Source organism: Micromonospora sp. NPDC005205, assembly GCF_040608275.1.
Classification (GTDB): Bacteria; Actinomycetota; Actinomycetes; order Mycobacteriales; family Micromonosporaceae; genus Micromonospora.
On record NZ_JBEXHV010000025.1, the window covers coordinates 21,018 to 40,440 of the forward strand.

Genomic DNA, 19,423 nt, shown 5'->3' on the forward strand with positions numbered 1-19,423 from the left:
GCGGCGGTGGCGACTGGCCCACCCGATCTGGCATCCTGGTCAAGTGGAACCCCGTTCCGCTAACGGACTGTTCCGTTTGCCAAATAGGAGGTAGGGCGCGTTGGTCGACATCGACGGCGAACCAGGGAGGCCGACCCCGCGGAAGCGGGCCGACGCCCGGCGCAACGAGGCGACACTGCTGGCCGCCGCCGCCTCGGCCTTCGTCACCTCGGGCGTGGACGTGCCCGTACGCGACATCGCCACCCGGGCCGGCGTCGGCGTCGGCACCATCTACCGCCACTTCCCGACCCGCGCCGACCTCATCGTCGCCGTCTACCGACACCAGGTCGAGGCGTGCGCGGAGGCCGGGCCGACGCTGCTGGCGGAGAGCGACACACCGCACGCCGCCCTCACCCAGTGGATCAATATCTTCGTCGACTTCCTGGTCACCAAGCACGGCCTCGCCGAGGCGCTACAGTCCGACAACGCGGCCTTCGAGGCGCTGCACGCCTACTTCCTGGACCGGCTCCTGCCGGTGTGCGCCCAACTGCTCGACGCCGCGGCCGCGGCTGGCGAGATCCGCCCCGACGTGACGGCCTTCGAGCTGCTGCGCGGTGTCGGCAATCTCTGCATCGGCGCCGGCGAACCCCGCTATGACGCGCGTCGCATGGTCGAACTCCTCGTCGCGGGGCTGCGCCAACACGAGGTCACCGGGCCGCGCTAGCTTATTGATCATGGCGGACTGGGAGCTTCGGCCGGCCTCGGCGGCGGACGTCGAGGCGGTGGCCGAGTTGCGGGCGGTGGTACTGCGGGCCGATCTGGAGCGGCTCGGGCGGTACGACGAACAGCGGGTGCGGCAGCGCCTGCGGGACGGTTTCGCACCGGCGTACACCTGGGTCGTCGAGGTGGACGGCGCGTTCGCCGGCTGCGTGGCGCTGCGGCCCGCCGCGGACGCCCACTGGCTGGAGCACTTCTACCTGGCTCCGCGGCTACAGGGCAGTGGCATCGGCACGGCAGTGCTGCGCGAGTTGCTGCGCCGGTGCGACAGCGCCGGCACGCCGGTCCGGCTGAACGTGCTGCGGGGCAGCCCGGCCCGGAGCCTGTACGAGCGGCACGGTTTCACCCTCGACACCGAGGATGCGGTGGACGTGTTCATGGTTCGCGCCCCCAGGACGATCGCCGCCCAGACTCCGACAGTGTCAATGTAACGTTGACGGATGACGTCGGAGCTGGCGCGGTTGGCGGAGGTTCGCGCCACCCGCGCCCGCCTGGACGAGCAGGAGCTGGAGCTCATCGACCGCGCACGACACGACGGTGCGACGTGGGCTCAGATCGCGACGGCACTCGACCTCGGCAGTCGGCAGGCCGCCGAGCAGCGTCGACAACGGCTGGTGGCGGCACGGTGGTCGCGGCGGCAGCAGCTCGACCTTCAGATGCCGCAGCAGGTCGCGGCGCTGCGGGCGGCGGTGGCGGACCTGGCTCGGTGGATCGGGGCCGACCAGCGGTGGGACAGCCGATTTCGTCGAGCGGCGCTCGTCCGGAGCACCGTGGACGCCGCGCTGGACGCGGCCCCGGGTTCGCTGCACGCGTTGGCCCTGCACCTCAGCACCGATCTCGCCGAAGCGGGTGAGCGACTGCCCGCGTCGGCGCGGACCGCCGCGATGAAGATCGACGTTGCCCTTGTCAACGGTTGATTGACAAGGCCCAGCGGCATTGCCCGCACTGCGCTCAAGCTTGAGGATATGAGTCACCTCGACTCAACTCGGAGTGCTCATGCGTCGCAACGCGGGCCTGTTCGCGGCGATCTCCCTACTGTCTGGCTTCGGTAGCAGCGCCATGTCCCTGGTCGCCGGCATCTGGATCCTGGATCTCACCGGCTCCACCAGCCTCGCCGCCCTCGCCGGGCTCTGCGTCTACGCCCCGGTGCTCACCGGCCCGTGGCTGGGCGGTCTGCTCGACCGGGCGGCCCGACGGCCGCTGGTCATCGCCGTCAACCTCATGCTGGCGGCCGCCCTGCTCGCGCTCCTCGCGGTGCGCGGGCCGGGGCAGACCTGGCTCATCTTCGCCGTCGCGTGCGCCTACGGCGTCAGCTACGTGTTGATCGACGCCGGCGAGACGGCGTTGCTGCCGTCGGCACTCGCGCCGGCCGAACTCGGTGACGTCAACGGGTGGCGCTCCAGCGCGCAGGAGGGCATGAAGCTCGTCGCTCCCCTGGCCGGGGCCGGCCTCTACGCGTGGCGCGGCGGCCACGCGGTCGCCGTCCTCAGTGCCGCCATGCCGGTCCTGGTCGCCACCCTGTACGCGCTCCTTCGCCTCAACGATGCGCCCACCGGCCGGCCCACCGAACGCGGCGGCGGCCTACGTACCGGATTGGTGGTCCTGTTCGGACAGCGAGCGACACGGCTGGCGGTCGTGCTCGCCGCGGTGTCGATCGCCATGTCCGGCTTCACGACCGCGGGAATCTACGCGATCGTCGTGACCGAGCTACGCCTGCCGACGACGTTCCTCGGTGTGCTGGCCAGTGCACAGGGCGCCGGTTCCGTTCTCGGTGGCCTGATCGTCGGCAGGCTCATCGCGGCGAGAGGTCCCGTGGCCGTCGGCATCGCCGGAACGGCGCTGTTCGCGGTCGGCTGCCTGACGCGTTGCCTGCCGTGGTGGCCGGCAACTGTCGTCGGGGCGGTGGTGGCCGGTGTCGGGCTGCCCTGGACCCTGGTCGCGGCGGTGACCGCCGTACAGACCCACACGCCGTCAGCGCTGCTGGGACGGGTCTCCGCGACGGCCAACACCGCGATGTTCGGACCGCTCGTCGTGGCGATTCCGCTCGGCTCCGCGGCCGTCCACCTCGGTGCCCGCCCGCCGCTCATGGCAGCTGCGGCGATCTGCCTGACCGCCGTGGTGGTGGCCACGTTCCGCCGGCGGTCGACGCCGTACGACGAGACGCCGACCGCGTCCACACCACGCCGGACGGCTGGGACGGGTCCGGCGAGCCGCTGACCGGGTTCACCCGCGTACCGGATGGGTCGCCTGGAAGGCGAGTCGACGGTCCGCGTCGGCGGCGATCTCATCGAGGATGTCGTCAAGGTCGAGGAAGACCGACCAGCGCTCACGGCCGGTGGCGTCGGCCAGCCGGTCCACGAGCAGCTCTTCCAGGTCGGTGACCCGCTTTCCCTTCCACACCTTGTCGGCCACGCTGACCAGCAGGTCGTCGACGCCGACGCCGTCCTGGTGCCAGGACGCGTGGTCGCGCGCGAACCGGGCCGACGACTCGCCGACACCGTGCTGGAGCAGCAGCTCGTAACCGGCGGGCTCGTGCGCGGAACCGGGCCCGGACAACTCCTCCGGGTGCCGGACCTTACCGATGTCGTGAGTGGCGGCGCCGAAGAGCACCGCCTCGCGGTCGAACGGGAGTTGCGGGAACCGATGCGCCATCGCGTCGGCGAGCTGCGCGGCCACGTCGTGCACGGCCCGCAGGTGCGCGGCGAGGCGCGGCGGCGCGTCCAGGACCTCCAGCAGAGCGACGACCTGGGCGGGCAGGTGCCGTAGCGGCGGGTCCGCGGGTGCGGTGAGGGCGCGGCGCAACGAATCGGACGTCACAGCGGCAAGGGTACGACCACCACGCGGGCCGTGCGATCCGTTGATCAAGTGATGAAAAGGAGGTCAGGAACAGCGCTCAAAGCTACTTTTCATCACTTGATCATGGCGCGAGCGGTGGGACGGGCACCGGGACGGCGGCACCGCCCGCCCGGATACTGTCTAGTCATGCCGCTCAGCCCGGACGAGGTCGAGGTGTTCGAGCACTCCAGGCCCCGCCTGGAGGCGATCGCCTACCGCCTGCTGGGTTCGGCCAGCGACGCGGAGGACGCCGTCCAGGACACCTTCCTGCGCTGGCAGGGCGCGGACCGGGAACACGTCGAGACGCCCGAGGCGTGGCTGACGAAGGTCCTCACCAACGTGTGCCTCAACCAGCTGACCTCGGCGCGGTCCAGGCGGGAGACCTATGTGGGCACGTGGCTGCCCGAGCCGGTCCTCGGCGGGGACCGGATGCTCGGCCCGCTCGACACCGCCGAGCAGCGCGAGTCCGTCTCGATGGCGGTGCTGACCCTGCTGGAGCGGTTGTCACCCAACGAGCGCGCGGTGTACGTGCTGCGGGAGGCCTTCGGCTACCCGCACGGTGAGATCGCCGAGATCCTCGGCATCACCGAGTCGAACTGCCAGCAGACCTACCGGCGCGCCAAACAGCACGTCACCGCCGAACGGGCCCCCGCGGAGGTCGACCGGGCCACCGCCCGGAAGGTCGTCGCGGAGTTCCTCACGGCGGCCAACAACGGCGAGATCCAGCGGCTGGTGGAGTTGCTGACCAGTGACGCGACGAGCACCGCCGACGGTGGCGGCAAGATCCCGGCCCGGGCCGCGCCGATCGTCGGCGCACTGGCGGTGGCGAAGTTCCTGCGTGGCCTGTTCAAGCCGACCGACGTCAAACGGGACCTGGTGGGTGGCAGCCCAGCCGTGCACGTCGCCACCGCCAACGGCGCTCCGGCGGTGGTGGTCGTGATCGACGACCGGGTCATCGGCGTGATGTCGCTGGAGGTGACGCCCGAGGGCGTCGCGGCCATCCACAACCAGGTCAACCCCGACAAGCTCGTCCGCGCCACCCGGCAGTGGTCCGCCTTGGAGCACGAGGAGCCCACCCTCCGCGTCTGGTGATCCAGCTCATAGCCGACTCCTGTCAGGAATCGCGTCGCTGTCCGGTTCAGGAAGCGACCACCACCGAGACAGGAGTGCCACCATGAAGCACCGCATCGTCGTCCTCGGAGCGGGTTACGCCGGAGCCATGGCCGCCGGGCGTCTCGCCAAGCGGCTGCACCCGGACGACACCGAGATCACCCTCGTCAACGCCGACGCGGATTTCGTCGAGCGGGTCCGCATGCACCAACTCGCCACCGGACAGGACCTCACACCACGCCCACTGAGCAAGGTCTACGCCGGCACCGGCGTGACGCCTCGGCAGGCGCGGGTCACCGCCGTCGACGCCGACCGCAGGACCGTCGCGCTCGTCGACGACAACGGCACCGACGAGATCACGTACGACACGCTGGTCTACGCCCTCGGCAGCGTCACCGCCGACCACGGCGTTCCCGGGGTCGCCGAGCACGCGTACGACATCGCGGGCAGGCCCTCGGCGCTGCGGTTGCGCGACCGCCTCGCCCACCTCGCTGCCGGCGGGACCGTGCTCGTCGTCGGCGGCGGCCTCACCGGCCTTGAAGCGGTCACCGAGATCGCGGAGACCCGGCCGGACCTCGACGTCGCGCTCGCCGCCCGCGGCGGTCTCGGCGACTGGCTCAACGGCAAGGCGCAGCAGCACCTGCGCGGCGTCTGCGACCGGCTCGGCATCACAGTGCACGAGCACGCCGACATCACGCGGGTCGAGGCGGACGGTGCGGTCACCCGCGACGGTCGGGAGATCCCGGCCCAGGTGACGGTGTGGACGACGGGCTTCGCCGTGCACCCCATCGCCGCCGCCACGACCCTGGCGGTGGCGCAGACCGGCCAGATCATCGTCGACGCCAGCATGCGGTCGGTCTCACACCCCGAGGTGTACGCAGTGGGCGACGCCGCGATCGCCGAAGGACCGGGCGGCAAGCCACTGCGGATGTCCTGCGCCTCGGGCATTCCGATGGCCTGGCAGGCCGCCGACGCCATCGCCGCGCGCCTGACCGGTCGGGCGAAGTTCCCCAAGGCCCCGCTGCGCTACTTCAACCAGTGCATCAGCCTCGGTCGCCGCGACGGCATCATCCAGTACGTGACCGCCGACGACCGGGCCAGGCCCGCCCAGCTCACCGGGAAGCTGGCGGCCCGGTACAAGGAGTTCGTCTGCGCGGGCGCCGCATGGAGCATGGCGCACCCGATCCTGTACCCGGTCCGCCGCCACCGCGTCGTCCCCACCCGATCGGAGATCCGCACGGCCGCGTCCTGACCGGATGTGCGCCAGCCCTAGGCTGTCGCGATAGCGGTGGAGCAGGTGGTCCGGCCGCGTGACGTTGTCGGGCGGGCCGTCCCGCTGGGAGCGTCCCGCCCGCCCGCATTCGCCCGCAGCCGACTACCAGCCGTGACCCCAACCAGCCTGGGCTGGCGCGGCCATCCAGGTGACGGCCAGGATGGCGCCGAGGGCCGTTGCGTAGACAACACGACGGATTCGCATGAGCTCTCCTCTCAGAGGGTGTGCTGCCGTTTCAACAGGCGACAGCGCTGACAGATCGCGGGCCCCACGTATCGGCGAAACTCGTCACCCGGTCCTGCTGGCCAGCGTCCCGGGTGACCGTCATCAGCGTATTGACGCCAGCTCAGCCTCCGCTACGGTCGCTGCCTGTTCCGAACAGACGCGCCCTGTCCGGGCTGGTCACGGGTCTGTCCGGAGTTGTTCGGTCCGCTCAGGCCGGCTGCGTCCGCTCGACCAGGTGGACAAGCATCAGCGCCGTCCTCTCGTCGGGTTGCACGAGAGCGGTGCGGATCAGATACGTGCCACGGGCCAGGTCAACGGTGAGGTGGGTGGTGTGCTCCAACCCGTCATCGGTGTAGGCGGAGTCGAACAACTCGGCTGGCCCGCTGGTCGTCCACGTACCCGCGTCCTCCCAGTCGGCGATCTCCACCGCCCGGGGAACGAGGCGGACGACCTCTGCCTCGGAGTCGGCGTACAGCCACCGCACGAAGATCCGCCGGTCCGGGAGGTACGTGGTGGAGGCCGGCTCGTCGGCCAGAACGAGCGCCTGGGCGGCACCGACGTCAAGCACCCCCACGTAACCATCGACCCGGCAGGCCCGGTCGTAGTCACCCCAGGAGTCATCGTCGTCGTCCGACGCGCCCTTCCACTGGCCGAGCGCGGTCGTCGGCACGACGATGAGCGGCCCGCCGCCCGAGTCGACCCACGGCAGCAGGCTGACTGGCGTGCGCGTACGAGCGAGAACCGAGGCCAGGTCGGTCATGTCGGTCACGATCGCGTCGGCACCGGCGGCGGTGAGGCGTTCGGCCTTGCCGGGTCTGTTGGCGTACCCGATGCAGGCGACACCGGCTGCTCGGGCGGCCTCGACGTCGGTGGCCGAGTCACCTACCAGAACAGCGGCATCGGGTGCGACCTTCAGCGCCCGCAGGGCCCGGACAACGGGCGTCGGGTCGGGCTTCAGCAGATCGGGATGCTCGCCCCGCCCGACGACGGCGGCGAAGTAGCGGGCCCGGTCGCGGCGCCCGAGGTAGGCGCCGATGGCGGCGGCAGAGTTGTTGCTGACGATGGCGAGGCTTCGCCCGGTCGCCAGGCATGCCCTGACCAGGTCGAAGGCTCCGATGGTGGTCTCCGCGGACACCGCCGCCTCAACCTCCGCCGATGCCAGGGCCGCACCGACGACGCCGACCAGCTCCGGCGCGAACGCAGCTGTCGCGCGGAACAGCGCCAGCGGGTCGTCTCCGTCGCGTAGCTCGTCGGGCACGACGACGCCCCGGCTGAGAATCAGCTGACGCAGGTCGGCGGCGATGCGCGGCGCGGCCTTGCTCCCGAACAGGCGGCAGATCGGTCCGTCGAAGTCCACGAGTACGGCTTCGGCCCGCTCGACGATGTCGGCGAGCCGGTCAGCTGGCCGTTCTGCCTCGATCGTCACCACGCGCTCCCGCAGGCCGTCTTCGCCGTCAAGGCTGTCGATCCTAGAGGCCGACGCGGGCCGAGCCGTCCGGGGACGGCTCGGCCCGCCTGCCGTCGCGTCAGGGTGTCACCCGGGTGGCAGGGCTGTCGCCGGGCAGACCTCCCGCGCTGCTGTCGGTCTCCACGGGCGGCAGCGGGGTGGTCCCGAGGACACCGCCGTCCCTGCTGTACGCGGTGAGAGTGGCCGCCCGGTCCGCTGGTACCCGGGTGGTGCCGGCGTTCGACGCGTCGAGGGTGACAGTGGCCGGGGGTGCGCCTTCGACCGTCACCGTGAGGCGGGCCGCGTTCGGCGGGGCGATCACCCGCACCTCGCCGGTGGCGGGACGGGCACCGTCCTCGGTCCGGACCCGCCAGCCGATCGGTCGCTGGTCGGCGCCCTCGGCCGGCAGCAGCAACCGTAGGTCGATGTACCAGCCGGTCCGGTCGTCGCCGTGCATGGCGTACGCGATCACTCCACCCCCGGCCGGTTGCACAGTGAGCAGCGCGGCGGCCTGCCCGTGATCGCGGCCCGACCACCGCACCCGTACTGTCGTGCCGCCGGCCGCGAGCTGGCTGTTCTGAAGTGCCGTGTGGACGAAGTTACGGAGGTTGGCCTCGTCGATCGGCGTACCTCGGTCGGGTTGACGAGCACCGATGAGCAGAGAGTCCATCTCCGGCCCGGTCGGGTCGAGCCCGGCGTACGGGCCGCCGCCCAGACCGCCCTGGAAGAACACCCGTTCGCCGCGGCTGACCCGGACGACGGGTTCGTGCGGCAGGGGTTCGGGCGGCAGTACGGCGAGCCCGACTCCGCCTCCGTCCCCTCGGGCGATGTCCTGGTACTCCAGGGTGCCCCTCGACGTGTATCGAGGGTCGCCACTGATCGTCACAGTGGATTCGGGCGGACCGACGGCGACCGCGAACCCGGCCCGGTCGGGGTAGGCCCGCATCAGCGTCATCACCGGGTCGTCGTCACCCTCGCTGTGGCCGCTGTACCGCATCTGCTGGGCACTGGCCCCGGCGGGACCCACGTACCAGACCAGCGCCTCTCTGGTCAGCAGGCCGAACCGCAGCGGCACCGCGACCAGCGCGACCCGGTGGCCCGGCTGGTCACTGCCGTAGATCAGACGGATCCGGTCACTGTCGCCGATCTTCCAGGCACCCACCGGGGCGTCGATTCGCACCGGCGGATCGGCGGTGATCCGCGCCCGTAGCGTGTCCAGCCAAGCTTGATCTCCGGCCAGCGCGCCCCGTGGTGGTGCGTCGAGCAGCGCCGTCGGAGTGGCTGCGACCGCGATGCCCGGCGCCCATCCGGGCAACGGAACCACGTTGGTCTGGACCCCGACGAGCGCGACCCCGACCGCGGCGGCCAACGCCGTGCGGATCAGCCGCGTCCGCCGGTGCCGTCGCTCCCGGCGGGCGAATCCGGGCCAGGGATCCTCGGGTACGTCAACGCCGTGCGCGGCCTGCCGCAGCGCGGGACCGAGCGTCGAATTGGCGAAGCTTCCGGTCATGCCAGTTCCTCCTCGAGCCGTGCCGGGGACTGCGCCGCGGGTGGGGCGAAGTCGCTGCGCAGTCGGGCCAACCCGCGCGACGCCTGGCTCTTCACCGCGCCGACGGAGCAGCCGAGGACCTTGGCGGTGTCCGCCTCGCTGAGATCCTCGAAGTAGCGCAGCACCAGCACCGCCTGCGTCCTGGGCGGTAATCGCCGTAACGCGGCGAGGAGGAGTTGCCGCTGCTCCACCTGCACGTACGCGTCATGAGTCGGCTGGCTGTCGGAGGTCAGCAGCGGCACCTCCAACGGCCGCCGTCGACGCCGCCAGGAGATCGCCGTGTTCACCATCGCCCGACGTACGTAGACCTCGGGCGCGTCCCGGCGCAGCACCCGCCCCCAGCGCCGATGGGTCTTCTCCAACGCCGACTGCGTCAGGTCCTCGGCTGTCCCCCGGTCACCGGTCAGCAGGTAGGCCGTTCGGAGCAGCGATCCCCACTGTCGTTGGACGAACAGCCGGAACTCTTCGTCGTCCTCGTGCCGACTCACGCCACCTCCAGGTCGCGTCCACCTCGCGTCAGTGCGGACGCAGGGTGAGACGCCACCGGGGGTCTCCGGGGTTGAGTGGAAGATCGCTTGCCGGGCTCACGCCTCCGGTTGGTGACCCGTGGACGGCCCATCGGACTCAGCCTGACGCTCGGCCAACCAGGTGGCGTGTCCCTTGAGCAGGTATCCGATCCAGTAGACCGCGAAGAGGATCAGGAAGCACGCGAAGAACACTCCCGAGACGATGATCGCGAGAACGAGCGCACCCCCGCCGTCGCTCAGCCCGTGGATCGCGAAGCCGACGAGGCCCAGGAGGAAGAAGAAGACCATGTAGAGCGGCAGTGTCGAGCCGTCGGCCGGGTGGGATGCCCGAGGCGACCACGGGACGCGAGGGTCGTTGCTGATCATGCGGGGAGTATGAGCGGCGCGCTCAAGGGGTGGGGTCCCGCTCCGCACGCGAGGGTCGTTGCTGATCATGCGGGGAGTATGAGCGGCGCGCTCAAGGGGTGGGGTCCCGCTCCGCGTCGACTGCTGAGGGTCGATGCGGAGCGGGACCGTTGGCGGGCCTACGGGTTAGAACCCGCCCCACTGCTTGGCCGAGCACTTCCAGGTCTTCCCGTTGTCCTGCGACACGCAGAACACGAGGATCTTGCCGAGGATCGGGAGGTTGACGGTGAAGAGGTGGCCCTTGGTCTTCGCGTAGACGACGCCTGACTTCTCGGCGACGTCGGCCAGCGCCCACTCGGGGTCCGGTCGGTCCACTGTCGCCACCCGGCGCAACGACGTGATGTCCCTGCCGTCGAGGAGCGTCCTGATCTCGTCCGCCGACGGCTCGCCGTCGCCGATGAGCGTCTGCACGCTGGACGGGCCGTCGACGGCGACACCGTTCGCCTTCTCGAAGGCCGCCTTCGTCCCGCCGACCGTGGTGCCGCCGGCCAGGTCGAGGGTGAGGATCAGCTCGCCGGTCCGGCGCGACAGCAGGCATTCCCAGACGGACTTGCCGGACGCGACGCACATGGTCAGGCACCACTCCCGGCCGCCGGAGGTCGACGAGGCGAAGAGCACTGACGTCGCCGTCCCGCCGTCGCCAGTGCCGTCGTACGTGCCGTCGGCGAGGTCGGCCATTGTCGTACCGAGCACCTCCCGGCTGCCCGGGATTGTGCCGACGACCTTGACGCCGTCGACCTCCTTGCCGGCGGCGAGCGCCGCGAGTTGGTCGCTGGTGAGGGTCCGCCCGCCGGTGTCGACGGCCAGCACCTTGTCCAGGTCGCCGACGGGCCGACCGGTCAGATCCTCGAGCTGTCGAAGCATCGTGCCCGGGGCACCGCTGTGGTCGGTGATCGTCGTCCGGGCCTCCCCCTCGGCGGCCTGCGACGGTGCGTACGAAGCCGTCAGTCCGACGATCAGAGCGGTCGTGACGATGGTGGCGCGCCTGGTGATGTCCCGCAGAGTTGTCATGCTGTCCTCATTTCCGTGATCGGTGTCGGCGGGGTGGGACGGGCTACCAGCGACACGTCACGATGTCGCCAGTGGTGTTGGGGGACCCCCAGTCGCAGTGGTCGTCGATCCACTCACCGATCTCGCCGATCGTGTCCACGATCCAGGCGAACACCGACTTGATCGCGCCCCAGAGGCTGAAGTAGACGACTGTCGTCTCGGGTGTCCCGCCGGCCTCGTCGATGACGTCCTTCGTCGACATGGCGGCGTCGGGCTTCTCGATGATGTCCAGCACCCGTACCCCGGTGTCGTCAGTGCCGGCCAGCAGCGCCTCGATCTGCTCCGGGGTCCGCTCCTTGCCGTCGTCGACCGCCACGATGGCGCGGTCGACAAGCACCTCCCGGCTTCCGCTGACGGCTTGGGCGATGCCGGCGATCTCGCCCACTGTGAGGTCGTTGCCGAGCGCGGGGCCGGTGAACTGCCGGACCGACACGGCACCGGACGGCTCGATCTGGATCTCGGCGGCCGTGATCATGTCGTCCGCCCCGAAGGGCGCCCAGGCGAACGTCCACTTCCCGCCGACGCAGCGGAACGGGCCGTGCTCCCGGCCCTCGGGCGCGGTCTCCGTGCGGAGGACCTTGCCGCGTTCGTCGACGTGCTGGACCACGCAGTCGACGCCCTTCCGTGGCGGCTTGTCGGTCTGCGCGACGGCGGCGGAGGACATGGCCAGCACCGTCGCGCTGACCACCCCGATCACCGCGAGGCGGTGTGCCAAACGACTCATCGAACGCTCCGTTCCTGATGCGGAAGAGACTGGTGTCCGAAGAGTGCCGGGCCGCGCTGAAGCGGCCCGGAAACGGCGCAGAAAGCGGCGTACGTCAGCGCAGCCGAGTGGCGTCGAGCTGTTCGAGGTCGGCGCGGATCGAGTCGGCGTCGGCATCGCCGAGCTCGTCGAGAATGGTCAGGGCTCGCCGCCACGCGGCGCGGGTGGCGGGGACGTCGCCGAGCGCCAGGTGGCTGCCACCGAGATTGACGTACGTGCCCGCCTCGGCGTACCGGTCGTTGACCTGCGTGAAGAGTTCGAGGGCATGCTCGTAACAGGCGATGGCCCGCCGGTCGTCGCCGAGCTGGTGGTGGGCGTGGCCGAGGCTGTCCCAGGTGTCGGCCTGTCCCTGGACGTCGTCCACCTCCTGCAACATCCGCAGCGCCTGGCCGCACGATTCGAGGGCGCTGTGGTATTCGCCGAGCAGCGCTTCCTGCCAACCGACCGCGTTGAGGGTGTACCCCTGCCCGGCCCGGTTCCCGGCCCCCCGAAACAGGGTCAGCGCCCGCCGGGAATGGCGCAGCGCCTGCTGGTGCTGCCCCTGCCGCTCGGCCAGTTGGCCAAGGTTCAGGCAGGTGTGCGCCCGTCCGGCGTCGTCGCCGACATCGGTGAACAGATCGAGTGCGCGCCGCAGGTGGTCGTCGGCCTCGTCGTACCGTCGGAGCCGGGAGCAGGCGAGACCGAGGCTGCGGTGCGCGTGGCCCTGCCCCGCCTGATCCCCGATGCGGGACGCGGCGGCCAGCGCGATCCGCTGCGTGCCGAGCCAGTCCTGCCAGTGCCCCTGCCGGTGCAGAAACCCGGCCATGGTCCAGGCGAGCTGCCAGGCGTGTCCCTCGAACCCGGACCGCGCCGCGAGCGGCACTGCGGCAAGCAGGACGGGGACCTCGGTGGCGAACCACGCCGCGGCGGCCGATCGGCTCCTGGGGCGTTCCGGCGTCACACCCGCCCGGGGTGGCGGGAGGCTGATCGCGCTGAAGTGCGGGTGCAGTGCCAGGTCGGCGGCGTGAGCGGTGTGCAGGCAGTGGTCGAGCAGCCGGTGGATGGCGGCCCGACGCTCGGCCGGCGGCTCGGCCTCCTCGGCCAGGTCGGCGGCGTACGCGCGCAGCAGGTCGTGGAACGCGTAGCGCCCGTACGTGTGTTCGGTGAAGAGATTCGCCCGGGTCAGCTCGGTGAGCAGGGGGCCGGTCGCCTGCCCGTCGACGCCGGCCAGGCTGGCCACGGCCGGGGCGGAGACGTCCGGGCCGGGATGCAGGCTCAGCAGCCGGAACAGCCGGGCTGCGGCCGGGCTGAGCGTCCGGCACGACCAGGAGAAGACCGCCCGTACGTCGGTGGCCTCGTCACCTGCGCGGAAGGCGTCCAGGTCGCCCAGCTCGCCGGCGACGGCGGTCAACGAGAAGTGTCTGTTGGTGGCGGCTCTGGCGGCCACGATGGCCAGGGCGATGGGCAGCCGGGCGCACCGGTCGGCGATGGTGTCGGCCGCGGCGGGTTCGGCGGCGACCTGGCGCTCCCCGAGCCGGCGGACCAGCATGTCGCGGGCTTCGCCGGGGCTCAGCAGGGCCAGGGGCACCGGTTGGGCGCTTTCGGTGACGACCAGCGGGATGAGCTGGTCGCGGCTGGTGACGATGGCGAGGCAGTCCGGTGAGCCGGGCAGCAGCGGCCGGACCTGCTCCGCGTCGCGGGCGTTGTCCAGCACCACCAGCAGTCGCTTGCCCGCCACCGTCGTGCGGTACAAGCTCGCCATGGCGTCCAGGTCGCGGGGCATCCGGGCCACCGGAACGCCGAGCGCCTCCAGGAAACCGTGCAGCGCTCGCGCCGGTTCGGTCGGTGTGGCCGCCGGGTCGAAGCCGCGCAGGTTGACGTAGAGCTGCCCGTCGGGGAAGCGCTCGGCCGCGCGGTGCGCCCAGTGCACGGCGAGGGCGGTCTTGCCGACGCCGGCCGTCCCGGACACCACGACGGCGCCGCCCCGGTCGATCATCGCGTCGAGGGCGGCGAGCTCCGCGTCGCGTCCGGTGAACGTGGGTACGGGGGGAGGCAGTTGCGCCGCGACCCGCGTCGGTGCCGCCGCGGCCGGTGCGGCGATGGCGGTGTCCTGGCGCAGGATGGCGCACTCCAGGTCGCGTAACCGCGGACCCGGGTCGAGGCCGAGGTTCTCCCGCAGGTTGTCGCGCAACCGCCGGTACGTGGCGATCGCCTCGCCCTGTCGGCCGTCGCGGTACAGGGCGAGCATCAGCTGGGCGTGCAGGTGTTCGTCGAAGGGGTGTTGTCGGACGAGCCGTTCCAACCCGGGGACGAGGCCGGCGTGCTCACCGACGGACAGCCGGGCCTCGGCGAGCGACCGTTCGGCCTCCAACCGTAGGCGTGCCAGATGTTCTGCCTGTTCCTCAAGCCAGGCCGACCCGGCCACGTCGGCCAGCGGTGGGCCCCGCCACAGTGCCACCGCGGCCGTCAGGTGCTTCACCTGCTCGTTGGGGTCCGTCGAGCGCCGGGCCAGCTCGATGAGGCGCTCGGCGGCCTGGACATCCGTGGAGTCCGGCCCGGTGTCGAGCAGATAGCCGGGCTGGCGCGCCACGATCGATCCGGGCTCACCGAGCACCCCGCGTAGGTAGGAGACGTGGCGTTGCAAGGTGTTCGCCGCGGTGGCCGGTAGCTGGTCGCCCCAGACCACGTCGACGAGCCGGTCGATGCTGACGACACGGCCCGCGTGCAGCGCCAACGTGGCCAGTACCGCCTTGCGGCGTACACCGTTCACCGCCTGCGGAGCGCCGGCGACGACCACCTCCACCGGCCCGAGCAGCCTGACCCGCACGCCCGTTCCAACCATCGAGATCACCGAATCAGGCTAAATCTCCGCCCCGGCATGCTCGATCCGATCGTCGCGCACTGGACACGATCCACGGGGCACCAGAGCCGGACTCCGGGAGCTACCCTCTAGCGCACTACGGCAGGGAGGTGCGCCGATGAGCCGTCGGCTGCGGCGCGTCGCGATGATGCTGCTCGGCGCGGTGTTGCTGGGTGCGGTCGGCCTCAGCCTCGGTTCCTGGTACGGCGGTCGCGGCGTCACGCCACCCACCGGCGATCAGGCACAGCGCGCGGCGGCGCAGCTGCTTCCCGGTGCGGTGCCGGTCGACTCGGGTCAGGTCGTGCACGGCTACCGGTGGGGCGTTCATCTCGCTGCCGACGACCTGGGCTCGGGCCGGACGTCCTTCCGGTACGACGATGGTGACGACTGTGGGCTCTCGGAGCAGCTGCGGCGCAACGCCGCGAGGCAGGGGTGGGAGGGTCTTCGCCGCGTACCCGGCTACCTGTGCGACGGCTGGCGGGCTGAGCGCGACGGACAGACGTTCACGCTCGACTACTCGGCGAGCGGGGCAGAGCTGACCATCGCATCGGCCGCGCCCGGCACGTTCCTCGCCAGCACTGTCGCTGGCACCCTCACCGGTGCCGCAGCCGGCGCGGCGCTGTTCGGGTGGGTGGGACGGCGGCGTCGACCCGTACCCCTGCTGGTTGGCACGCTGGTCACGGTTGGCCTCCTCCCGGGCGCCGCCCTCACCTGGACGGCCCTGGGTCCGGGCATCGTCACCGAGCCGGTCTGGCCCGTCTGGCCCGCTCTCGCCCCCGTGCTCGTGCCACTGTGGATCGTGCTCCTCCTGGTCGGCGTGTACGCCTTCCCGAAACGCGAGACCGGGACCAGGTACGGCCGTAGGCTGATCCCCCGCCCAGAAGTCGTCGATGGAGAGCGCTGTGACCACACGTAACGGCAAGGTGATCGCCGACCAGACCGTCTCCGCCGACGGATACTCGGCCGGGCTCAACCAGACCGAGGAACGCCCGTTCGGCGACGACGGCGGTGACGGCGGGGGCCGTGGACTGCACGCCTGGATGTTCGACCACGCCGAGGAGAACCAGGCCGAGCTCGACCAGCTCACCGACGCGTCGGCGGTCATCATGGGGCGCAACATGTTCGGCCCCGTGCGCGGTGCATGGGATCGGCAGTGGAACGGCTGGTGGGGTGACGACCCACCGTTCCACAAGCCGGTGTTCGTGCTCACCCATCACGCACGCGAGCCGCAGCCGATGGAGGGCGGCACCACCTTCCACTTCGTCACCGACGGCATCGAGTCGGCGCTCACGCGGGCCCGTGCGGCGGCCGATGGCGGCGACATCCTGATCCACGGCGGTGCGACCACCATCAACCAGTACCTCGCCGCCGGCCTCGTCGACGAGCTGCGGCTGCACCTGGTGCCGTTCACCCTCGGCACCGGTGTGCGGCTGTTCGACGGCGTCCCGTCGCTGAAACTGGAACAGGTGACGGCACGGGCGGCAAGCTCGGTCCTGCACGTCACCTACCGCGTGCTCTCCTGAACCGACGGAGGATGCGTTGTCCGCCATCGCGTCACTGACAGTGGTCCCCAGGGACAGCATCGTTGAGCTGGCCCGCCTGGCCCGCACATCGCCGTCGTCGTTCCGCGCGTACCTGGCCGAACACGGGCGCAGTGCGCGGCAGGAGTACGACTGGTCCGGCTACTGCATGCTGTACGTCCTGACCTATCTGGAGGAGCGCGGCATCGACCTGGATCCGCCGGAGTTCAACGCCGAGTCGGAGGCCATCAACAGCGCCTACGGCCTGACCACGCTCATCACTCCCGCACCAGGGTTACTTGATCAGCTCGATCCCGGCGCGCACCGCGCGGAGGATCTGGCGGCCCACTTCGCCGAGATGGGGATGGACTTCGAGGAGAGTGGCCCGGCCGGGCTGGACGGGCTGAGGCTGTTGCGCGACTGCGTCTCCGACCTCAGCGACCACCAGGTGTTGCTGCTGCACATCGGCTGAGGCCGACTCCTTTAGGCGGAGGACGCTGCCTGACCCACAGGCCGGTTTGGTTCCGGCGACGGTGGGAACCCGCGGCACCGGCAGGCTCTTGGGTGACCACCGTGGGGAGGCTCATGCGCTGGTTTCGCGCGGCTCGCGGCGTCTCCACCGAGGGCACAACCAGGGCCAGCAACCCGATCGGTGCGGAACGAGATCCGAAGCGGGCAGTCACCTTCAGTGACGCGGTCATTGCCATCGCCGTTACCCTGCTCGTCCTGGAGATCCAGCCGCCGGAGGACACCGAGCACCTGCTCCGCGGCCTCACCGAACTGTGGCCCTCATACCTGGCGTACGCGATCACCTTCCTGCTGATCGGTCAGATGTGGGTGAACCACCACGTCATGTTCGACCACATCCGCTCCGCCGACCGCATGCTGCTCCTGCTCAACACCCTGCTGCTGATGGTGATCGCGTTTCTGCCGTTCGCCTCGTCCCTCCTGGCCCACGCGTTCGAGTCGGGCCACGGCAAGCGGACCGCACTCATCTTCTACGGGGCCACCTACGAAGTGGCCGCCATCCTCTTCAACGTGATCTGGGAGTACGCCAGGCACGGCCGTCGTCTGCTGACCTCCACCACCGACGACGACACCGCACGGGCGATCAGCAGACGCTTCCGCCCCGCGCCGTTCTGGATCGTTGTCGGGACCGCACTGGGCGCTGTTCATCCGGTCGTGGGCCTCGTGGTGGTCATCGCGTTCATCCCGTTCTACTGGCTGCCGATCAGAGGCGAGGTCGGCAGCATCAAGCGCACCCGCGAGCAGAGTCACGGTGACCAGTAGCCACGAACCAGCCGCCCCGTCACCCCGGCGACTAGCGGGGCCGAAGGTCGCGGGGGGTGAGCGGCCGACCCGCCGCGTCCTGGACGGCGACTGACACCGAGTTCTTGCCAGCCCAGTCCGGGCCGGGCGGTGCGGCCTGCACCACGAAGCGCCGGGACCCGTCGGAGCCATGGACCTCGAGGGGCACCAGTTCGGCGTTGCGGAAGCGGACCTGGACATCGCCGCCGTCCGCTGCCACCTCGGCTCGGGCGGCCGCGGCGGGGAGCATGCCGAAGATGATCGGGGCGGCGGCGCCGCGGAGCGTACGGACGCTGATCTCGTAGTTCTGCAGAACGCCGGACTCGGTGCAGGTGCGTTCCACTGTCGCGCCGTCCTGACGCAGGTAGAGACACTCGCCCCAGGTGCTTTCCCGAACCTGGACCACCGACCAGTTCACGCCGCTGGTCGTGCCTTCGGTGAGTAACCGGGGACCGGTGACGCTCGGCCGCCGCCCGTCCCAGCCCTCCCAGTTGAGGCCGCCGACCACGGCAAGCCCACCGAACACCACCACGGCGGCCACCACGGTACGGAAACGGCTAGTAGACAAGCAGATCACCGCCTTGCGCGTCGTGCAGCCGCAGCGACACGACCTCGACCCGGTCGCCCGCATCGGGTACGTACACGGCGTAGACCCGGTAGGCATCGTGACCCGATGCGATCGTGGTCGCCTCGCGTGGCGTCCCGTCGCCAAGGGTGATCTGGATCGACGTGGCGGCGGCCGGCACGATGCCATAGAGGATCGCCTCCGGCAGGCGCCTGCCCAGACGTTCCGAATGGACCTGCTCGACCCGCCCACCGGCCAGCCAGCCGTCGCCGTCTGCCACCCGGGGCCAGGCGCAGTCCTTGCCCGCCTCCCGCCAGTTGACGTACGGGTCGGAGAACGTCTCCCGTTCAAGTTTGGCGCAACGCACATCGAACGAACCGGTGACCCGGAGCCGATAGTTGTCGCCCTCGTCGAGGGTGAAGAAGGCGACGTTGCTCTTCCACCGGTCACCGATGGCGACATAGGTCCAGCCGGAGACCGCCAGCAGAACGAGAAGGACGATGAGACCCCGGCGTACGGCCCTGCGCGGTGCGGCGGTCATGCGGCGCTCCTCGGTGGGTGTGACGCACTCACGGTAGCGCCGACGCACCACCTGTCCTGTCAGCTCACCGTGCCCGGCCAGACCGTCACACGAATCTTCCACCCGCCGCTCATCGGTTCGACGAACTCGACGGCTGCGACATGCAGGTCGCCCTGCGTGCGAACGCAGTACCGACTCCCCTTGACGAATCTTGAGTTGCCCGTCGCGAAGCTGTTGAGCAGCGAGAGGCAGTCCTGTCGTTGTGGTGCGCTGGGCCGGGGCCACTTCGCCAGACCGGGCCAGGCCGGGTAACTCGTCATCAATGTGCCGGCGTCGTAGATGTCGATGCTCGGGTCCGGGCCCGTGGCGACCTTCGGTGGGTCCGCGTCGAGGTCGACGCCGTTGTTGGTGAAGAGCAACTCGTACGGTCCCGCGCCCGCGCCTTCCACCGGAGCGGCACGCGGTGGTGTCGCCTGGGCACCGGCCGTTCCCGCCGAACGGGGCGCGATGGAAGGCGTGGCGGTGGTCCCGGTGGACGTCTGCTGACCGCCGTCCGCGCCGAACCCGCCGATCTGATGCACGAAGGCCGCGGCACCCACGATCGCGGTGATCAGGGCCGCGACGGCGGTGAGCATCCCGGCCATTGTCTGCCAGAACGGCTCCCGTCGACCGGAGCCGTGCTGCGGATCGGTCACGCTTCTTCCCTCCGCCACCTGGCACTCGCGCTGATC

General features: G+C 70.8%; 21 protein-coding genes. 10 read left to right on the forward strand and 11 right to left on the reverse strand.

From position 1 onward, the window contains the following. Positions 1–100 precede the first annotated feature (100 nt). The 4 genes from ABZU43_RS29990 (at position 101) to ABZU43_RS30005 (ending at position 2,973) form a co-directional block, all read left to right on the forward strand. On the forward strand, positions 101–703 hold the full coding sequence (locus ABZU43_RS29990) for a TetR/AcrR family transcriptional regulator (protein WP_355009756.1): 603 nt from the start codon (positions 101–103) through the stop codon (positions 701–703). Positions 704–713: 10 nt separating this feature from the next. Next, positions 714–1,187: a GNAT family N-acetyltransferase gene (locus tag ABZU43_RS29995; protein ID WP_355009757.1), complete on the forward strand. Its 474-nt coding sequence runs from the start codon at positions 714–716 to the stop codon at positions 1,185–1,187. 9 nt (positions 1,188–1,196) lie between these two features. Beyond that, positions 1,197–1,673 (forward strand): hypothetical protein, encoded by a 477-nt coding sequence (locus ABZU43_RS30000; RefSeq protein ID WP_355009758.1) that lies wholly within the window; start codon positions 1,197–1,199, stop codon positions 1,671–1,673. Positions 1,674–1,752: 79 nt separating this feature from the next. Next, a complete protein-coding gene (locus ABZU43_RS30005) occupies positions 1,753–2,973 on the forward strand; it encodes an MFS transporter (protein WP_355009759.1) in 1,221 nt (406 codons plus the stop codon). Between the two features lie 6 nt (positions 2,974–2,979). Here ABZU43_RS30005 and ABZU43_RS30010 read toward each other — a convergent pair whose 3' ends face one another. Then, a complete protein-coding gene (locus ABZU43_RS30010; protein ID WP_355009760.1) occupies positions 2,980–3,573 on the reverse strand; it encodes an HD domain-containing protein in 594 nt (197 codons plus the stop codon). A 165-nt stretch (positions 3,574–3,738) separates the two neighbouring features. On the opposite strand from ABZU43_RS30010, the gene ABZU43_RS30015 reads away from it, so the two are divergent. Then, entirely contained in the window at positions 3,739–4,683 is a 945-nt protein-coding gene (locus ABZU43_RS30015) for an RNA polymerase sigma-70 factor (RefSeq protein ID WP_355009761.1), read from the forward strand. A gap of 82 nt (positions 4,684–4,765) precedes the next feature. Then, complete coding sequence (locus ABZU43_RS30020; RefSeq protein WP_355009762.1) at positions 4,766–5,953, forward strand: FAD-dependent oxidoreductase; 1,188 nt, start codon at positions 4,766–4,768, stop codon at positions 5,951–5,953. Between the two features lie 454 nt (positions 5,954–6,407). Here the strand turns inward: ABZU43_RS30020 and ABZU43_RS30025 are convergent, their stop codons facing one another. The 7 genes from ABZU43_RS30025 to ABZU43_RS30055 form a co-directional block, all read right to left on the reverse strand. Continuing rightward, positions 6,408–7,625 carry an Imm21 family immunity protein gene (locus ABZU43_RS30025; protein WP_355009763.1) on the reverse strand — a complete coding sequence of 406 codons (1,218 nt, stop codon included), beginning with the start codon at positions 7,623–7,625 and terminating at the stop codon, positions 6,408–6,410. 100 nt (positions 7,626–7,725) lie between these two features. Further along, entirely contained in the window at positions 7,726–9,156 is a 1,431-nt protein-coding gene (locus ABZU43_RS30030) for a hypothetical protein (protein ID WP_355009764.1), read from the reverse strand. After that, on the reverse strand, positions 9,153–9,683 hold the full coding sequence (locus ABZU43_RS30035; RefSeq protein ID WP_355009765.1) for a SigE family RNA polymerase sigma factor: 531 nt from the start codon (positions 9,681–9,683) through the stop codon (positions 9,153–9,155). The genes ABZU43_RS30030 and ABZU43_RS30035 overlap by 4 nt, the downstream gene beginning before the upstream one ends. A gap of 96 nt (positions 9,684–9,779) precedes the next feature. Then, positions 9,780–10,088 carry a hypothetical protein gene (locus tag ABZU43_RS30040; RefSeq protein WP_355009766.1) on the reverse strand — a complete coding sequence of 103 codons (309 nt, stop codon included), beginning with the start codon at positions 10,086–10,088 and terminating at the stop codon, positions 9,780–9,782. A 165-nt stretch (positions 10,089–10,253) separates the two neighbouring features. Further along, positions 10,254–11,138 carry a hypothetical protein gene (locus tag ABZU43_RS30045; protein ID WP_355009767.1) on the reverse strand — a complete coding sequence of 295 codons (885 nt, stop codon included), beginning with the start codon at positions 11,136–11,138 and terminating at the stop codon, positions 10,254–10,256. Between the two features lie 43 nt (positions 11,139–11,181). Next, entirely contained in the window at positions 11,182–11,901 is a 720-nt protein-coding gene (locus ABZU43_RS30050; RefSeq protein WP_355009768.1) for a hypothetical protein, read from the reverse strand. Positions 11,902–11,995: 94 nt separating this feature from the next. Continuing rightward, positions 11,996–14,761 carry a BTAD domain-containing putative transcriptional regulator gene (locus ABZU43_RS30055; protein WP_355009815.1) on the reverse strand — a complete coding sequence of 922 codons (2,766 nt, stop codon included), beginning with the start codon at positions 14,759–14,761 and terminating at the stop codon, positions 11,996–11,998. A gap of 136 nt (positions 14,762–14,897) precedes the next feature. Between ABZU43_RS30055 and ABZU43_RS30060 the strand changes: the two genes are divergently transcribed. The 4 genes from ABZU43_RS30060 (at position 14,898) to ABZU43_RS30075 (ending at position 17,589) form a co-directional block, all read left to right on the forward strand. Continuing rightward, entirely contained in the window at positions 14,898–15,695 is a 798-nt protein-coding gene (locus tag ABZU43_RS30060; RefSeq protein ID WP_355009769.1) for a hypothetical protein, read from the forward strand. Beyond that, positions 15,682–16,302 carry a dihydrofolate reductase family protein gene (locus ABZU43_RS30065; RefSeq protein WP_355009770.1) on the forward strand — a complete coding sequence of 207 codons (621 nt, stop codon included), beginning with the start codon at positions 15,682–15,684 and terminating at the stop codon, positions 16,300–16,302. Before ABZU43_RS30060 ends, ABZU43_RS30065 begins: the two co-directional genes overlap by 14 nt. Positions 16,303–16,318: 16 nt before the next feature. Then, positions 16,319–16,771, forward strand: a complete 453-nt coding sequence (locus ABZU43_RS30070) for a hypothetical protein (RefSeq protein ID WP_355009771.1) — start codon at positions 16,319–16,321, stop codon at positions 16,769–16,771. Positions 16,772–16,884: 113 nt separating this feature from the next. After that, positions 16,885–17,589, forward strand: a complete 705-nt coding sequence (locus ABZU43_RS30075) for a TMEM175 family protein (protein ID WP_355009772.1) — start codon at positions 16,885–16,887, stop codon at positions 17,587–17,589. 31 nt (positions 17,590–17,620) lie between these two features. Here the strand turns inward: ABZU43_RS30075 and ABZU43_RS30080 are convergent, their stop codons facing one another. The 3 genes from ABZU43_RS30080 to ABZU43_RS30090 are packed head-to-tail and all read right to left on the reverse strand — an operon-like array spanning position 17,621 to position 19,387. Beyond that, positions 17,621–18,175, reverse strand: coding sequence for a hypothetical protein (locus tag ABZU43_RS30080; RefSeq protein WP_355009773.1), 555 nt, complete (start codon positions 18,173–18,175; stop codon positions 17,621–17,623). Next, a complete protein-coding gene (locus ABZU43_RS30085) occupies positions 18,165–18,713 on the reverse strand; it encodes a hypothetical protein (protein ID WP_355009774.1) in 549 nt (182 codons plus the stop codon). The genes ABZU43_RS30080 and ABZU43_RS30085 overlap by 11 nt, the downstream gene beginning before the upstream one ends. A 59-nt stretch (positions 18,714–18,772) precedes the next feature. Then, positions 18,773–19,387 (reverse strand): hypothetical protein, encoded by a 615-nt coding sequence (locus ABZU43_RS30090; protein ID WP_355009775.1) that lies wholly within the window; start codon positions 19,385–19,387, stop codon positions 18,773–18,775. Positions 19,388–19,423: the final 36 nt, after the last annotated feature.

Bases quoted from the DNA above. Each gene is read 5' to 3' on its own strand.
- ABZU43_RS30040 (WP_355009766.1), bottom strand. From the start codon at position 10,088: ATGATCAGCAACGACCCTCGCGTCCCGTGGTCGCCTCGGGCATCCCAC.
- ABZU43_RS30020 (WP_355009762.1), top strand. From the start codon at position 4,766: ATGAAGCACCGCATCGTCGTCCTCGGAGCGGGTTACGCCGGAGCCATG.
- ABZU43_RS30030 (WP_355009764.1), bottom strand. From the start codon at position 9,156: ATGACCGGAAGCTTCGCCAATTCGACGCTCGGTCCCGCGCTGCGGCAG.
- ABZU43_RS30050 (WP_355009768.1), bottom strand. From the start codon at position 11,901: ATGAGTCGTTTGGCACACCGCCTCGCGGTGATCGGGGTGGTCAGCGCG.
- ABZU43_RS30015 (WP_355009761.1), top strand. From the start codon at position 3,739: ATGCCGCTCAGCCCGGACGAGGTCGAGGTGTTCGAGCACTCCAGGCCC.
- ABZU43_RS29995 (WP_355009757.1), top strand. From the start codon at position 714: ATGGCGGACTGGGAGCTTCGGCCGGCCTCGGCGGCGGACGTCGAGGCG.
- ABZU43_RS30005 (WP_355009759.1), top strand. From the start codon at position 1,753: ATGCGTCGCAACGCGGGCCTGTTCGCGGCGATCTCCCTACTGTCTGGC.
- ABZU43_RS30000 (WP_355009758.1), top strand. From the start codon at position 1,197: ATGACGTCGGAGCTGGCGCGGTTGGCGGAGGTTCGCGCCACCCGCGCC.
- ABZU43_RS30055 (WP_355009815.1), bottom strand. From the start codon at position 14,761: ATGGTTGGAACGGGCGTGCGGGTCAGGCTGCTCGGGCCGGTGGAGGTG.
- ABZU43_RS30045 (WP_355009767.1), bottom strand. From the start codon at position 11,138: ATGACAACTCTGCGGGACATCACCAGGCGCGCCACCATCGTCACGACC.
- ABZU43_RS30085 (WP_355009774.1), bottom strand. From the start codon at position 18,713: ATGACCGCCGCACCGCGCAGGGCCGTACGCCGGGGTCTCATCGTCCTT.
- ABZU43_RS30060 (WP_355009769.1), top strand. From the start codon at position 14,898: ATGAGCCGTCGGCTGCGGCGCGTCGCGATGATGCTGCTCGGCGCGGTG.
- ABZU43_RS30075 (WP_355009772.1), top strand. From the start codon at position 16,885: ATGCGCTGGTTTCGCGCGGCTCGCGGCGTCTCCACCGAGGGCACAACC.